The following is a 14,455-nucleotide window of genomic DNA, read 5'->3' as shown; positions in this document are numbered from 1 at the left end:
GGCCGCCACCGAGGACGGGCCCTCCCGGGCGGGGAGCCGCCGCGTGGCCGACAAGATCGGCACGCCGGGTGTCAGCCGCCGTCCGGGCGGGCACGGCAGGGTCCACGCCACCGACGAGAGAGGACCGTCATGAGCACCGAGGACACCCGCAAGGTCGCCGAGCTGATCAAGGGGGAGCGCTTCGGCTTCCTCACCACCACGACGCCGACGGGGACGCTGACCAGCCGCCCGATGACGCTCCAGGAGGTCGAGTTCGACGGCGACCTCTGGTTCTTCGCCGAGCGCGGCGCCGACTGGCTCGACCACGTCCGCGTCTCGCCGCAGGTCAACGTGGGCGTCGGCTCCGGCGGTACCTGGGTCTCGCTGACCGGCACGGCCGCCGTCGTCGACGACGTGGCCAAGAAGAAGGAGCTGTGGAACAGCGGCGTGGAGTCGTGGCTGCCGCAGGGGCCGGAGGACCCCTCCGTCGTCCTGGTGAAGGTGGACGGCGACTCGGCCGAGTACTGGGACAGCCCGGGGGGCCGGCTGGCCACCGCCTTCAGCTTCGTCAAGGCCAAGGCCACCGGCGAGCGCGTCCACGGCGAGAACGAGGTCGTCGACCTCTGATCCGCGGCTGACGCGGGCTCCCGCGGCCCCCGCCCACCGGGCCGGGGGCCGCGCGGGGCGGTTCCCAGGCGGTTCCCAGCGCCCGTCGACCCACCCGTCAGCCGGGCGGACGACGCTCGGGGCACCCACCCAGGAGGTGTCCCATGGCGCTCGGGACCGTGCTGCTCGTGGCCGCACTGGCCGTCCTGCTGCTCAGCATGACGCTGGCCGACCTCGCCCCCGGGCTGCTGCCCGAGGGGGAGGCCGGCCGCGTCGTCCGACTGCCCTGAGCCCGGCCCCCGCGGGGGCCGGGCGCGCTGGTCACTGCATGCCCGCCAGCGGGGACTCGTCGCAGAGCTTCGCCGGGATCGAGGGGATGCCCAGCAGGGTGGGCTGCCCGCGGACCGGACCGGTGTGCGAGTGGTCGAGGTGGCTCTTGGGCTTGACCGTCAGCTCGTCGCGGGCGGCCAGGGCGGCCTCGCCGTAGCCCTGCACGCACTCGGGGTCCGGCCCGTCCAGCGGCAGGCCGGTAAAGAACTTCGCCGCCATGCAGCCACCGCGGCAGGCGTCGAAGTGGGCGCACTTGGTGCAGGCGCCGCCGGTCTGCGGGGAGCGCAGCTCCTGGAACAGGTCCGAGGTCTGCCAGACGCGCTGGAAGCCGCCCTCGTCGCGGACGTTGCCCGCGAGGAAGTTCTCGTGGATGGCGAACGGGCAGGCGTACACGTCGCCGACCGGGTCGATCAGGCACACCACGCGCCCGGCGCCGCACAGGTTCAGCCCCGGCAGGGCCTCCCCGTAGGCCGACAGGTGGAAGAACGAGTCACCGGTCAGCACCTTGTCGCCGTTGGCGAGCAGCCAGTGGTAGAGCTCGCGCTGCTGGGCCTGGGTGGGGTGCAGCTCGTCCCAGACGTCGGCCCCGCGGCCGGACGGGCGCAGGCGGGTGATCCGCAGCTGGGCGCCGAAGGAGTCGGTCAGGGCCTTGAACTGGTCGAGCTGCCCGGCGTTCTCCCGGGTGACGACGACCGAGACCTTGAAGTCCTTCATCCCGGCCTCGGCCAGGTTCTCCAGCGCGCGGGTGGCGGTGGCGAAGGAGCCGGTGCCGCGGACCCGGTCGTTGACCTCGGCGGTCGCGCCGTCCAGGGAGATCTGGACGTCGACGTAGTCGGTCGCGGCCAGCTGCGCGGCGCGGGTCTTGTCCAGCTTCACGCCGTTGGTCGAGAACTTGACGCCGACCTGGTGGTCGATGGCGTAGTCGAGCAGGTGCCAGAAGTCCGGGCGGACCGTGGGCTCGCCACCGCCGACGTTGACGTAGAAGACCTGCATCCGCTGCAGCTCGTCGATGACGCGCTCGGCCTCGGCGGTCGACAGCTCGCGGGGGTCGCGCCGGCCCGAGGACGACAGGCAGTGCACGCACGCCAGGTTGCAGGCGTAGGTGAGCTCCCAGGTCAGGCAGATCGGCGCGTCCAGCCCGTACTCGAACTGGTCGACGAGCCGGCCGCCGACGGGACGGTCGGGGCGGGTGGCCGGCGCGGCGGGCGCGGCCGGACGGGAGGGGAGGACGGCGGTCATGCGGGCAGCTCCCTGCGTTCGATCATCTGCGAGCGGGCGAGGTCGGCCAGGGCCGCGACGTAGGCCGGGCGCTGGGCCTCGGGCACCGCGCAGGCGGCGAGCGTGGCGGACACGCTCGGGTGGTGCTCCAGCGCCTCGACGACGCTGACCAGCAGCTTCGACTTCAGGAACGACAGCTTGCGGTTCCCGAAGTGGTACACGAGCGCCCCGAAGGGCTCTGGGCGCATCGCCACCGACCGGGCCCGCTGCCAGGGCAGTTCCGGGTCGAACACGTCATCTGCCACGGCAGCGGGCTCGGTGGTGGTCACAGGCCGGCTCAGTAGACGCCGCACATCCCGTCGATGGAGACCTCTTCGACGAGGGTCTCCTCGACCAGCGCCTCCTCGGCGACGGCGACGGACTCGTTCTCGGTGGTGACGGTGACCTGCTCGGGCATGACGCCTCCTCGGGGATGGGGACCAGGGTCGAGGAGAACGCTAGGTGACACCGGGTGCCACAGGCAACAGCGCCACCCTGGTGGGGTGTGTCCGCGCCCACGGCGCTCCCGCTCCGCGATCGACCGGTACAGGATGGACGGGTGACCGCCGCCCCCGTCGACCTGCGCGCCGACGTCCGCGCACGCCTGGAGCAGGTCGCGCTGGAGCTGTTCGCCGCGGAGGGCTTCGAGCGGGTGACCGCCGACGAGATCGCCGAGGCGGCGGGAATCAGCCGGCGCACCTTCTTCCGGTGGTTCCCCACGAAGGCCGACGTCGTGTGGGGCGACTTCGCCGGGCACGTCGCGCGGCTGGAGTCGCGGCTGGCGGCCACCTCGCCCGAGCAGCCGGTGCTCGCCTCGATCTGCGCGGCCTACCTCGATGCCAACGACTACCCGCCGGAGCAGCTGCCGGTGCTGCGCCAGCGCATGCGCCTGATCCTGGGCGAGCCGGCCCTGCTCGCCCACTCGCAGCTGCGCTACGCCGAGGTCGACCGGGTCGTCGCCGAGCACGTGGCCCGGCGGACGGGGGTGTCCGCGACGGCGCTGGTCCCGCGGCTCGTGGCGACGAGCACCCGGGCGGCCGCGACCACCGCGTTCGAGGTCTGGCTGGCCGGGGGGCCGCCCCTGGCCGACGGGCTGCGCCGGGCGTTCGACGAGCTCGCCGCCGGCTTCCCCGCCCTGCTCGGGGACCGCGCCCCGCGCTGAGCGGCCGGGGGACGCCGCGCCCCCGGGTGTCGCGGAGACCACCGCGGCGGCGACGTGGCCGGTCCCGCCACCGGGGAACGGGGTGCGAGGATCCGCCGGTGCCGCCGCTCGCCCACACCGACTCCGTCGTCGTCCGCACGTCCCCGGAGGAGCTGTACGACCTCGTGTCGGACGTGACCCGGACCGGCGAGTGGAGCCCGGTCTGCCGGGCCTGCTGGTGGGACGAGGGGTGGCAGGGCGAGGACGGTCGCCCGCGGGCCGGCGCCTGGTTCACCGGGCGCAACGAGGTGCCGGGGCGCACGTGGGAGACCCGCAGCCAGGTGGCGGTCGCCGAGCGCGGCCGGGAGTTCGCCTGGGTGGTCGGCGGCTCGCTGGTCCGCTGGGCGTTCACCCTGGAACCGGTCGAGGGCGGGACCCGGCTGACCGAGTCGTGGGACTTCCTGCCGGCCGGCCAGCAGTTCTTCGTGGAGAGGTACGGCGACGGGGCCGCGGCGCAGGTCGCGGACCGCACCCGCGCCGCGCAGGAGGGCATCCCCGCGACGCTCGCGGCCATCGCCCGCATCGCCGAGGGCCGCTGACCCGGGGAGCACCCGCCGCGAGCGCCCCGCGCCCCTCGGGTCGCGGCCGGCACCTCACCCCGTGGCGGCGCGGACGATCCGGTCGGGCCGCACGACGACCGACCGCGCGCTCCCGAGCCACGCCGTCAGCACGCCGTCGACGTCGCTGACCGGCACCCGGCGCCCGCCGGCGTGCACGACGAGGGACGCTCCTGCGCGGGACAGCACCGCCGTGCCGGGGCCCAGGACGTCGTCGACCGGGCAGGAGCGCCCCGCGGCCGCGACTCGCGCGCGCGGCAGCAGCGTCCCGGCCAGCCGGCGCCCGGCCCGGCCCGACTTCTCCACCAGCGGGCCCCGGCGCAGCGGCGGCGTCCGGCTGGCAGTGGCCAGCGCGGCCACGGCGGGCACCCGGTCCACGCCGGCCAGCACCGCGTGGCGGAGCACGTCCGCGCCGCGGCCGCCGCCGGTCATCAGCGTCCCGACCAGCAGCGCGAGGCGGACGAGCGCGCGGGCGTGCGGCGCCCGCTCGGACTGGTGGGTGTCGAGCAGGGCGTCGTCCTCCCCGTCGAGGACGGCGGCGAGCTTCCAGGCGGCCTGGTGCGCGTCGCGCAGCCCCAGGCCGAGGCCCTGGCCGATGAACGGCGGGGTGAGGTGCGCCGCGTCGCCGGCCAGCAGCACCCGGCCGGAGCGCCACCGGTCGGCGACCTGGGCCCGGTAGCCGTACTCGGCGGTGCGCACCACCTCGGCCCGGTCGGCGCCGAAGGGGGCGAGCAGCGCCGGCAGGCGCAGGTCCGCCGGGGTCTCCCCGGGCAGCAGCCGGGCCTCGAAGCGGTACCGGTCGCCGGCGACCGGCATGAACGTCGCCGCCCGGCGCGGGTCGCACACCTGGTGCACGCCCGGCCAGACCGGCAGCGGGTCCGCGCTGCGGAGGTCGACGACCAGCCAGCGGTCCGGGCGGCCGAGGTCGCGCATCCGGGCGCCGATCAGCCGCCGCACCGTGCTCCGGGCGCCGTCGCAGCCGAGCACGGCCGACGCGCGCACGGACCGGTCCCCCACCCGGACCACCACGCCGTCCGCGCACGGCACCAGGCCGGTGACCTCGGCCCCGGTCTCCAGCCGGACCAGCTGCCGGTCGGCCACCGCGGCCCGCAGCAGCTCCTCCAGGTCCGGCTGGTGGAACATCGACGCCTGCGGCCAGCCGTGCAGCCCGGCCCCCGGGTCGCGGGTGAACCCGGCCAGCACCCGGTGCCGGGCGTCGAGCAGCCGCAGTCCCGCCGCCGGGCGGCTCACGGCGAGGAACGCGTCGGCCACGCCGGCGTCGGCCAGGGCACGCAGCGCCTCGTCGTCCAGGTGGACCGCCCGCGGCCGGGCGTAGGGCCGCGGGTGCCGCTCCAGCACCAGGACGGGCACCCCGCGGCCGGCCAGCAGCAGCGCCGCGGTCAGCCCGACCGGCCCGGCACCGACCACGACCACCGGGGCGTCGGACACCCCGCCAGTCTGCCCACCTACGCTGCAGGACGTTGCATTCGGCACGACCAGGCCTTGCGCAGCACGTTCTCCCAGGACAGCGTGTCGCGCGACGCACCGCCCGCCGCACGCGGGCCGACGGAGGGACGACAGGGTGAAGACCAAGGGCGCGCTGCTGTGGGGCGTGGGCGAGAAGTGGTCGATCGAGGAGATCGAGCTCGGCGACCCGCGTGAGGGCGAGGTGCAGGTACAGCTCGCCGCCTCCGGCCTGTGCCACAGCGACGAGCACCTCGTCACCGGCGCGACGCCGGTGGCGTCGTACCCGGTGCTCGGCGGGCACGAGGGCGCGGGCATCGTCACGAAGGTCGGCCCGGGCGTGACCGGCCTGAAGGAGGGCGACCACGTCGTCACCGCCTTCATCCCCGCCTGCGGCCAGTGCCCGCCGTGTTCGAAGGGGATGCAGAACCTCTGCGACCTGGGCGCCAGCCTGCTGGCCGGCACCTCGATCTCCGACGGCAGCTACCGGGTCCAGGCCCGCGGCAAGGACGTCGTCCCGATGTGCCTGCTCGGCACGTTCTCCCCGTACATCACCGTGCACCAGGCGTCGGTCGTGCGCATCGAGCCCGACATCCCGCTCGAGGTCGCGGCGCTGGTCGGCTGCGGTGTCACCACCGGCTGGGGCTCGGCGACCAAGGTCGGCGACGTCCGCCCGGGTGACGACGTCGTCGTCATGGGCGTCGGCGGCGTCGGCATGAACGCCGTCCAGGGCGCGGCCGCGGCCGGCGCCAAGCGCGTGTTCGCCGTCGACCCGGTGGCGAAGAAGCGCGAGTGGGCCATGGAGATGGGCGCCACCCACGCCTTCGCCAGCATCGAGGAGGCCACCGGCCCGATCAACGAGCTGACCTGGGGCCGGATGGCCGACAAGGTGATCATCACCGTCGGCGACATCCAGGGCGAGGACATCGCCGCGGCGCTGAGCGTCACCGGCAAGGGCGGTCGCACCGTCGTCACCGGCATGGGCAACGCGATGAACATGGACGTGCAGCTCAACCTGTTCGAGCTGGCCCTGCTGCAGAAGGACCTGCAGGGCGCCATCTTCGGTGGGCTCTCGCCGCGCTCGGCCATCCCCGAGCTGCTGTCGCTCTACCAGCAGGGGCAGCTCAACCTCGACGGCCTGGTGACCACCAAGTACTCCCTGGAGGACGTGAACCAGGGCTACGAGGACATGCGTGACGGCAAGAACATCCGCGGGATGATCGTCTACACCGACGCCGACCGCTGATGCCGGGCGGGGCCGCCGGGGAGCCCACCAGCTCCCCGGCGGCCCCGCTCAGCCCCGCAGCTCGGGGAAGTCGGTGTCCTTGAACTCGGTGCCGCTGCCGGCCGGCGCCAGGTGCTCCTCCCGCTCGCGCAGCTCGACCCGGCGGATCTTCCCGGAGATCGTCTTGGGCAGCTCCGCGAACTCCAGCCGGCGCACCCGCAGGAACGGCGCGAGCCGCTCGCGCGCGTGCCGCAGCACCGCCAGCGCCGTCTCCGCGTCCGGCTCCCAGCCCGGCGCCAGCGTCACGTACGCCTTGGGGACGGCGGCCCGCACCGGGTCCGGCACCGGGACGACGGCGGCCTCGACGACCGCCGGGTGCTCGATGAGCACGCTCTCCAGCTCGAACGGGCTGATCTTGTAGTCGCTGGCCTTGAACACGTCGTCGGTGCGCCCGACGTAGGTGATGTGCCCCTCGGCGTCCCGGGTCGCGACGTCGCCGGTGTGGTAGTAACCGCCGGCCATCGCCTCCGCGGCCCGCTCGGGGTCGCCCTGGTAGCCGGTCATCAGGCTCAGCGGGCGCTGCGAGAGGTCCAGGCAGATCTCCCCGTCGTCGCCGGGCCGCCCGGTGACCGGGTCGACGAGCACCACCGGGACGCCGGGCAGCGGCCGGCCCATCGAGCCGGGCTTGACGACCGACCCGGGGGTGTTGCCGACCGACGCCGTCGTCTCGGTCTGGCCGTAACCGTCGCGCAGGGTCAGCCCCCAGTGCCGGCGCACCTGCTCGATGACCTCGGGGTTGAGCGGCTCCCCGGCCGCGATCACCTCGCGCAGCGTGCCCGGACCGCCGGACAGGTCGGCCTGGATGAGCATCCGCCAGACGGTCGGCGGCGCGCAGAACGTGGTGATGCCGGCGGAGCGGATCCGCTCGAGCATGGCCGGGGCGTCGAACCGCTTGTAGTTGGAGAGGTAGACCGTCGCCTCGGCCGCCCACGGGGCGAAGAAGCAGCTCCACGCGTGCTTGGCCCAGCCCGGGGAGCTGATGTTGAGGTGCACGTCGCCGGGGCGCAGGCCCAGCCAGTACATCGTCGACAGGTGCCCGACCGGGTAGCTGACCTGGGTGTGCTCGACCAGCTTGGGCCGGCTGGTGGTGCCGCTGGTGAAGTACAGCAGCAGCGGGTCGGTCGCCGTGGTGCCCGGGTGGCCGGGCGGCTCCTCGGGCGCGCCGGCGGCGTCGGCGTAGGACGCCCAGCCGGGGGCGTCCCCGCCGACGACGACCCGCCCGTACTCCCCCGGGACGTCGTCGAACTTCGCCGCGTCGGCGGCGTTGGCGACGACGTGCCGCGCCCCGCCGCGGTCGATGCGGTCGGCGAGGTCGGCGGCCCCGAGCGCGGTGGTGGTCGGCATGATGACCGCGCCGAGCTTCATCACGGCCAGCATCGACTCCCAGAGCTCCACCTGGTTGCCGAGCATGAGCAGCACGCGGTCCCCGCGGCCGACGCCGCGCTCCCGCAGCCACCCGGCGACCTGGTCGGAGCGGCGGGCCAGGGTGTCGAAGGACCAGCGCCCCTCGCTGCCGTCCTCCTCGGCGATGACCAGGCCCGGCCGGTCGACGCCGCGGGCGATGACGTCGAACCAGTCCACCGCCCAGTTGAACGGGCCGTCGATCTGCGGCCAGCGGAACTCGGCGAGCGCCCGGTCGTGGTCCCCGGCCAGCCCGAGGAGCTGGTCGCGGGCGGCGCGGTAGCGGTCGGTGGCCGTGCTGTCGGGCATCGGGAGCGGTCCCCTCTCGTCGTCCGCCGCATCGTGCGCACGGCGCGGGCCCGGCCGCCACCCCCGATCGCGCCGGGCAGCGCACCGGGGCGGGCGGCCTGCGGGGCGACCTGCGCTAACGTGACCGGGGTCACCGTCGCTCCCGGTCCGGAGGAGGTGCCCGTGTCCGTCCCGGCAGCCCGCCCCGACGACCGCGACGCCCTGCGCGCCGCCGTGCGCGAGGTGCACGCCCGCTCGGGCATGGGGGTGGCCTTCGCGGGCCCCGTGCGCGCCGGCCGCGCCGGGCCGGTGATCCGCATCGGTGAGCTCCTGGGCGCCCGGACGCCGCACCTGCGCGGGCTGGAGGTGCAGGCGGGCGCGGGCCTGGGCGGGCGGGTCGTCTCCGAGGGGCGGCCGGCGGGGGTGGAGCAGTACTCCGGGTCGCTGGACATCACGCACGAGTACGACGGGCCGGTGCTGGCCGAGGGGCTCTGCACGGTGGCCGCCGTGCCCGTGCTGGTCGGTGCCCGGCCGCGCGCCGTGGTCTACGCGGCCTCCCGGGAGCGCGGGTCGGTGGGCGACCGGGTGCGCGACGCGCTGGCCCGGGCGGCCCGCCGGACGGCCGCGGAGCTGGCGATCCGCGACGAGGTGGACCGCCGGGTGGCGCTGCTGGCGGCGGCCTCCACCGCCGCCCGCGCCGGGGACGCCCCCGCCCGCTGGGAGGAGGTGCGGGCGGTGCACGCCGAGCTGCGGCTGGCCGCCCAGGACACCGCCGACCCGGCCCTGCGCGCCCGGCTGCTCGACGCGTGCACCCGGCTCGCCGCGCTGGGCTCCCCGCCCGGCGCCGGCGGCTCCCCGCCGGCGGTGCACCTGTCGGCGCGGGAGCTCGACGTCCTGGCCCAGGCGGCGCTGGGGTGCAGCAACCGCGAGATCGCCGAGCGGCTCAGCCTGCGGCCGGAGACGGTGAAGAGCTACCTCGGCGCGGCGATGAGCAAGCTCGACGCACACACGCGCCTGGAGGCGGTCGTCGCGGCCCGCCGGCTCGGCCTGCTGCCCTGAGGGCGGCCCCTCAGCCGAGCAGGCGGGTGAGGGCCGGCCCGAGGTCGCGGATCGAGTGCACCATGACGGCGGTGCCCCCGCCGCGGGCGGCGAGGGCGCGGGCGGCGACCTCGGCCTCGGGCGTGGGCAGCGGGCACAGCACGTGCAGCCGATCGATGCCGCCGAGCGCCGTCTCCGGCGGGTCGCCGGTGGTGTGCAGGCAGTCCGAGAGCAGGACGGCGACCCGCTCGTCGGCGACCGCGGGCAGCAGCTGCCCCCGGACCGCGCGCAGCGCCCGGGCGAGGTCGGTCATCCCGTGCCCACGCAGCGTGACCAGGTGCTGCACGAGGTCCTCGGGCGCGCGGCGCCGGCCGTGCGGCTGGACGACGTCCACCTCGCGACCGAAGGTCAGCACGCTGGTCTGCAGCTTCTCGTCGGCGGTGAGGACGACGCCGGCGGCCGCCACGGCCGCGATGGCCACGCCGAGCCCGGTCATCGAGCCGGAGGTGTCCACGGCCAGGCAGACGGCGCGGCGCGCCCCGGTCCAGCGGCGGGTCACCAGGTCCTCCGGGGCGAGCGCCCGGCCCGGGTCCCAGCGGTCCAGGGTGCGGTCGAGGTCCAGGTCGCCGTCCCCGCGCCGGTCGGGGACCAGCCGGCGGGTGCCGCGGGTGCGGGTCCGCCCGATGCGGCCGACCTGCACGAACACGCGGGCGGCGACCCGCTGGGCGGCCGCGCGCAGCTCCCGGTCGGTGGCCAGCGCGAGGTCCGACAGCAGGGCCGCGGCGGCGTCGGCGTCGGACGCCATCAGGGACGAGAAGGCGTCCTCGTCGAACTCGCCCACCTCGGGGCTGACCTCGGCGAACGCCTCGTGCCGGGCGGCGAGCTCGCAGCGGGCGGCCTGCCGCCGGGCGCCGCCCCCGCCGCGGCGGTCGCGGCGGAGGGAGGACGCGGACTCCGGGCCCGCCTGCTCGGCAGGCGGGCCCTCAGCTTTTCCCGCGTCTCCTCCCTCCCCGGGCGGGGGCGGGTCCCCGGCCTCGGGCGGTGCGCCGTCCTCCGGCCAGACCTGGTCGAGCAGGTCGTCGATGACGGCCTCGGGGGTGCGCTCGACGCCGTCGGCGATGCGGATCCGGCCCGACAGCGCGGCGTGCGCGGCGTCGCGGGCGGTGTCGCGGGCGCCCGGGGCGAGCAGATGCGCGAGGCCGCGCATCTCCAGCAGGCCGCCGAGCAGCAGCACCAGGTCGATGGCGCCCCGGACCGAGGAGCCCATGCGCACGTCACGGTGCTCCCGGCTGGCCCGCACCAGCCGCACGGCCAGCGCCGTCAGGTCCGCGGGTGCGGCGGTCACCGCGCCGGTGATCGCGCGCTCGGCGTCCTCGTCCTGGTAGCCCAGCACCACCCGGCACATCCGGTCGGCGATGGCCTGGCCCACACGGGCGGTGCCGATCGCGTCGAACGGGTTCATGGCGGCGATGAGCCGGAAACCGGCCGCGGCGCGCACGTGCCCGAGCCGGGGCACGGTGATCTCGCCCTCGGTGAGGACGGTGATCAGGACGTTGAGCGTCTCCTCGGGGATGCGGTTGAGCTCCTCGAGGTAGAGCAGCCCCGAGCCGCGCATCGCCGTCAGCAGCGGGCCGTCGGTGAAGCTGCCCGGCACGTACCCGTCGGCGAGGACGGCGGCCGGGTCGTACTGCCCGATCAGCCGCGCCGGGGTGAGCTCGGCGTTGCCCTCGACGAACACGACCTCCTGGCCGACGTCGGCGGCGATCGACCGCAGCAGCGTCGACTTGCCCGTGCCCGGCGGCCCCTCCAGGACGACGTGCCGGTTGGTGCGCAGCGCGACGGTGAGCACCTCGCGCTCCCGTCGCAACCCGATCACCGGGTGCGGCTCCGTCTGCGCGGTCACGGTCCCCTCTCCTGCCGGCGAGATCTGCACGGTGGTCCCCGTCGGAGCGCGACCGTGCAGATCTCGCCGACCGATCAGGCGGGTGCGCCCTCCAGCGGCGGGGTGTCGAACAGGACGACGCCGCGGATGTTCTTGCCCTCCACCAGGTCGCTGTACCCCTGGTTGACCTCGTCGAGCGTATACGTCTGCGTGATCAGCTCGTCGAGCTTGAGGTCACCGGACTGGTAGAGCTCGACCATCTTCGGGATGTCGTGGAACGGGTCGCCGGAGCCGAAGAGGCTGCCCTTCACCGTCTTCTCGAACAGGGTGAGCATCGCGCTGTTGAGCTCGATGTTGGTCTTGGTCGGGTCGGCCAGCCCGGTGATGACGGCGACGCCGCCCTTGCGGATCGTGTTGACCGCGTCGCCGACCACCTTCGCGTCGACCACGCCGACGGTGATGATCGCCTTGTCCGCGCCGACGCCGCGGGTGAGCTCCTGGACCAGCTCGTGCGCCTCCTCGGCGGTCTCGCAGCTGTGCGTGGCGCCCAGCTGCTCGGCGGCCTCCCGCTTGTTGGGCAGCGGGTCGACGGCGACGACGTTGCGCGCCCCGGCCAGCGCCGCGCCCTGCACGCTGTTGATGCCGATGCCGCCGATGCCGTAGATGACGATCGTGTCGCCGGCCTCGGTGGCCGCCGCGTGGACCGCCGAGCCCCAGCCGGTGGGGACGCCGCAGCCGATCAGCACGACCTTGTCCAGCGGCAGGTCGGGGTCGACCTTGACCGCGGAGTTCTCGCTGATGACGGCGCGCTCGCTGAACGTGCCGAGCATGCACATGCCGCCGTAGTCGATGCCCTCGTCGTCGTGGAAGCGGTAGGTCCCGTCGGTCATCTGCCCGTCGAGGATCGTGGCGCCCTGGTCGCAGAGGTTGGACTTGCCGGTGGAGCACCAGCGGCAGTGCCCGCACACCGGCAGGAACGAGCAGATGACGTGGTCACCGGGCTGCAGCCGGGTCACGCCCGGGCCGACCCGCTCGATGACCCCGGCGCCCTCGTGGCCGCCCACGATGGGGAACCGCGGCACGATGTCGCCGTGCCGCAGGTGCTCGTCGGAGTGGCACAGGCCGGCGGCGACGAAGCGGATGAGCACCTCCCCCGCCTTCGGTTCGTCGAGTTCGAGCTCCGTGATCTCGAACGGCTTGCCGACGTCGCGGAGTACGGCTGCCCTGGTCTTCATCGACCCTCCAGTCCCCGGTCCCGGGTGGCGGGCACCGGACGCGTTGCACGGACGACTTGCCGGTGCCGGTCGCCGCGGGGGCGCCGGGCCGGGTCGTCATCGTCGGAGCGCCGGTGGAACCGGGACCACCCCCGGACGGGGGTGCAGGAGCGGAGGTCCCGCTACCGCGGCCGAAGGGCGGGACGGACCGCCGTCCCCGCGCGGGAGGGGTCGAGGGGGACGGCGCTGGTGAGCACCGCCCGGCCGACCCGCAGGACGCCGTCCGACAGCGCCGCGCAGCGGACCCCGCCGCGGCCGCGCATGCCGCGGTGCGCGCCGGGCGCGAGGACGACGTCCATCCAGGCGCACGGGTTCGCCGGCCGGCCACCGCGCAGCCGGACCACGCCCTCGCCGCAGTCCAGCGCGAACTCCACGCCCCGCAGCGCCTCGACCTCCGCGCCACGCAGGACGACGGTGCGCCGGGCCAGCAGCGGGTCCAGCGGCGGCACGCCCAGCTCCTCGGCCAGCGCCTCCAGCGACTCGACCGCCAGCACCGTCAGCGCGGCGTCGCGGTGCGCGGCCCGGCCGGCGTAGCGGTCACCGACGACGCCGTGCCCGGCGCGCACCACGGCGCGGTCCGCCCGGTCGAGGTGCTGCCCGTCCACGTCGAGAGCGCCCGGTCGCCCGTCGTAGCGGTGCACGGGCGAGACGACCAGCCCGACCACCTCGACGTCGTACCGGAAGGGCGGGTCACCGTCGATCATCGGCGGGTGGCTGCCCGCCACGCCGGGAGGGGCGACCACTCGCCGATGATCAACAGGGCTGCCCGCTCAGCGCTCCGCCGTCTCGTGGATCGGCCCGTCGAGGCCGGTCAGCCGCTCGCCGCTGCCGCCCCACCGGCCGGCGATGATCTCGGCGGCGATCGACACCGCGGTCTCCTCGGGGGTGCGGGCGCCGAGGTCGAGCCCGATCGGCGACGACAGGCGGCCCAGCTCGGCCTCGGTCATCCCGGCCTCGCGCAGCCGCGCCATCCGCTCGTCGTGGGTGCGGCGCGAGCCCATCGCCCCGACGTAGGCCACGGGCAGTCGCAGCGCGACCTCCAGCAGCGGCACGTCGAACTTCGGGTCGTGGGTCAGCACGCACAGGACGGTGCGCTCGTCGACCCGGCCGCCGTCGACCTCCTCCTGCAGGTAGCGGTGCGGCCAGTCGACGACCACCTCGTGGGCGTCCGGGAAGCGCTTGGGCGTGGCGAACACCGGCCGGGCGTCGCAGACCGTGACGCGGTAGCCGAGGAACGCCCCCACCCGGGCGACGGCCGCGGCGAAGTCGATCGCGCCGAACACCACCATCCGCGCCGCGGGGGCGAAGGAGTTCACGAACAGCGTCAGGTCGTCACCGCGCCGCTCGCCGTCGTGGCCCACGTGCAGCAGCGCGGTCCGCCCGGCGGCGAGCATGCCGCGGGCGTCGGCGACCACGGCGTCGTCCAGCCGCTGCAGGCCGAGCGTGCCGGAGACGCGGTCGGGCCACACGACCAGCCGCCTGCCCAGCCGGTCCTCCGGGCCCGTCACGCAGGTCACGACGGCGACCGGCTCGTGCCGGCCCACCGACTCGGCGATCTCACCCAGCTCGGGGAACGACTCGCGCGACACCTGCTCGACGAACACGTCGAGGATGCCGCCGCAGGTCAGCCCGACGGCGAACGCGTCGTCGTCGCTCACGCCGTAGCGCTCCAGGGAGGGGACGCCGCTGGCGACGACGTCGCGCGCCTCCTCGTACACCGCCCCCTCGACGCAGCCCCCCGAGACGCTGCCCACGGCGGTGCCGTCGGGTCCGACCAGCATGGAGGCGCCGGCCGGGCGCGGTGCCGAGCGCCAGGTGGCGACGACGGTCCCCATCCCGACCGTCTCGCCCGCCTGCCACCAGCCGACCAGGTCGTCGAGCACGTCACGCATG

Annotated in this window: 15 protein-coding genes; 6 read left to right on the top strand and 9 right to left on the bottom strand. The window is 75.4% G+C overall.

The features are described from left to right. Positions 1-129: 129 nt before the first annotated feature. Positions 130-606, top strand: a complete 477-nt coding sequence (locus tag ACI781_RS04585) for a pyridoxamine 5'-phosphate oxidase family protein (protein WP_456564888.1) — start codon at positions 130-132, stop codon at positions 604-606. A gap of 143 nt (positions 607-749) precedes the next feature. Continuing rightward, positions 750-875: a hypothetical protein gene (locus ACI781_RS04580; RefSeq protein ID WP_456564887.1), complete on the top strand. Its 126-nt coding sequence runs from the start codon at positions 750-752 to the stop codon at positions 873-875. A 31-nt stretch (positions 876-906) separates the two neighbouring features. Here the strand turns inward: ACI781_RS04580 and mftC are convergent, their stop codons facing one another. The 3 genes from mftC to mftA are packed head-to-tail and all read right to left on the bottom strand — an operon-like array spanning position 907 to position 2,590. Beyond that, entirely contained in the window at positions 907-2,154 is a 1,248-nt protein-coding gene (gene mftC / locus ACI781_RS04575) for a mycofactocin radical SAM maturase (protein WP_456564886.1), read from the bottom strand. Beyond that, positions 2,151-2,438, bottom strand: a complete 288-nt coding sequence (mftB, locus tag ACI781_RS04570) for a mycofactocin biosynthesis chaperone MftB (RefSeq protein ID WP_456564885.1) — start codon at positions 2,436-2,438, stop codon at positions 2,151-2,153. Before mftB ends, mftC begins: the two co-directional genes overlap by 4 nt. Before the next feature lie 32 nt (positions 2,439-2,470). Beyond that, positions 2,471-2,590, bottom strand: a complete 120-nt coding sequence (gene mftA / locus ACI781_RS04565) for a mycofactocin precursor MftA (RefSeq protein ID WP_456564884.1) — start codon at positions 2,588-2,590, stop codon at positions 2,471-2,473. Between the two features lie 141 nt (positions 2,591-2,731). Here mftA and mftR point away from each other — a divergent pair, with 141 nt between their 5' ends. Together mftR and ACI781_RS04555 are read left to right on the top strand one after the other, a co-directional pair. Continuing rightward, entirely contained in the window at positions 2,732-3,334 is a 603-nt protein-coding gene (mftR, locus tag ACI781_RS04560) for a mycofactocin system transcriptional regulator (RefSeq protein WP_456564883.1), read from the top strand. Positions 3,335-3,432: 98 nt separating this feature from the next. After that, on the top strand, positions 3,433-3,912 hold the full coding sequence (locus tag ACI781_RS04555) for an SRPBCC family protein (protein ID WP_456564882.1): 480 nt from the start codon (positions 3,433-3,435) through the stop codon (positions 3,910-3,912). A gap of 54 nt (positions 3,913-3,966) precedes the next feature. Here ACI781_RS04555 and ACI781_RS04550 read toward each other — a convergent pair whose 3' ends face one another. Next, positions 3,967-5,379 carry a bifunctional 3-(3-hydroxy-phenyl)propionate/3-hydroxycinnamic acid hydroxylase gene (locus ACI781_RS04550; RefSeq protein ID WP_456564881.1) on the bottom strand — a complete coding sequence of 471 codons (1,413 nt, stop codon included), beginning with the start codon at positions 5,377-5,379 and terminating at the stop codon, positions 3,967-3,969. Between the two features lie 133 nt (positions 5,380-5,512). Between ACI781_RS04550 and ACI781_RS04545 the strand changes: the two genes are divergently transcribed. Next, the gene (locus ACI781_RS04545) at positions 5,513-6,640 is read left to right on the top strand and encodes an NDMA-dependent alcohol dehydrogenase (RefSeq protein ID WP_456564880.1); all 1,128 of its coding nucleotides are present in this window, start codon (positions 5,513-5,515) and stop codon (positions 6,638-6,640) included. Between the two features lie 48 nt (positions 6,641-6,688). On the opposite strand, the gene ACI781_RS04540 is transcribed toward ACI781_RS04545, so the two are convergent. Further along, entirely contained in the window at positions 6,689-8,389 is a 1,701-nt protein-coding gene (locus tag ACI781_RS04540; RefSeq protein ID WP_456564879.1) for an AMP-binding protein, read from the bottom strand. A 162-nt stretch (positions 8,390-8,551) separates the two neighbouring features. On the opposite strand from ACI781_RS04540, the gene ACI781_RS04535 reads away from it, so the two are divergent. Beyond that, positions 8,552-9,427 carry a response regulator transcription factor gene (locus ACI781_RS04535; RefSeq protein WP_456564878.1) on the top strand — a complete coding sequence of 292 codons (876 nt, stop codon included), beginning with the start codon at positions 8,552-8,554 and terminating at the stop codon, positions 9,425-9,427. A gap of 10 nt (positions 9,428-9,437) precedes the next feature. Here ACI781_RS04535 and ACI781_RS04530 read toward each other — a convergent pair whose 3' ends face one another. The 4 genes from ACI781_RS04530 to ACI781_RS04515 all read right to left on the bottom strand — a co-directional run bounded on the left by ACI781_RS04530 (position 9,438) and on the right by ACI781_RS04515 (position 14,454). After that, positions 9,438-11,309 (bottom strand): AAA family ATPase, encoded by a 1,872-nt coding sequence (locus ACI781_RS04530; RefSeq protein WP_456564877.1) that lies wholly within the window; start codon positions 11,307-11,309, stop codon positions 9,438-9,440. Between the two features lie 74 nt (positions 11,310-11,383). After that, positions 11,384-12,523, bottom strand: coding sequence for an NDMA-dependent alcohol dehydrogenase (locus ACI781_RS04525; RefSeq protein ID WP_456564876.1), 1,140 nt, complete (start codon positions 12,521-12,523; stop codon positions 11,384-11,386). 161 nt (positions 12,524-12,684) lie between these two features. Then, complete coding sequence (locus tag ACI781_RS04520; protein WP_456564875.1) at positions 12,685-13,305, bottom strand: MOSC domain-containing protein; 621 nt, start codon at positions 13,303-13,305, stop codon at positions 12,685-12,687. Between the two features lie 27 nt (positions 13,306-13,332). Continuing rightward, positions 13,333-14,454 (bottom strand): XdhC family protein, encoded by a 1,122-nt coding sequence (locus tag ACI781_RS04515; protein WP_456564874.1) that lies wholly within the window; start codon positions 14,452-14,454, stop codon positions 13,333-13,335. Between the last annotated feature and the right edge of the window lies 1 nt (position 14,455).

Source organism: Blastococcus sp. SYSU D00695 (assembly GCF_054050555.1).
This window is presented reverse-complemented; position numbering and strand designations above follow the sequence as displayed.

What these genes read in the sequence shown, in the direction of transcription:
- ACI781_RS04585 (WP_456564888.1), top strand. Translation starts at nt 130, where the DNA reads ATGAGCACCGAGGACACCCGCAAGGTCGCCGAGCTGATCAAGGGGGAG.
- ACI781_RS04580 (WP_456564887.1), top strand. Translation starts at nt 750, where the DNA reads ATGGCGCTCGGGACCGTGCTGCTCGTGGCCGCACTGGCCGTCCTGCTG.
- mftC (WP_456564886.1), bottom strand. Translation starts at nt 2,154, where the DNA reads ATGACCGCCGTCCTCCCCTCCCGTCCGGCCGCGCCCGCCGCGCCGGCC.
- mftA (WP_456564884.1), bottom strand. Translation starts at nt 2,590, where the DNA reads ATGCCCGAGCAGGTCACCGTCACCACCGAGAACGAGTCCGTCGCCGTC.
- ACI781_RS04540 (WP_456564879.1), bottom strand. Translation starts at nt 8,389, where the DNA reads ATGCCCGACAGCACGGCCACCGACCGCTACCGCGCCGCCCGCGACCAG.
- ACI781_RS04525 (WP_456564876.1), bottom strand. Translation starts at nt 12,523, where the DNA reads ATGAAGACCAGGGCAGCCGTACTCCGCGACGTCGGCAAGCCGTTCGAG.
- ACI781_RS04515 (WP_456564874.1), bottom strand. Translation starts at nt 14,454, where the DNA reads ATGCGTGACGTGCTCGACGACCTGGTCGGCTGGTGGCAGGCGGGCGAG.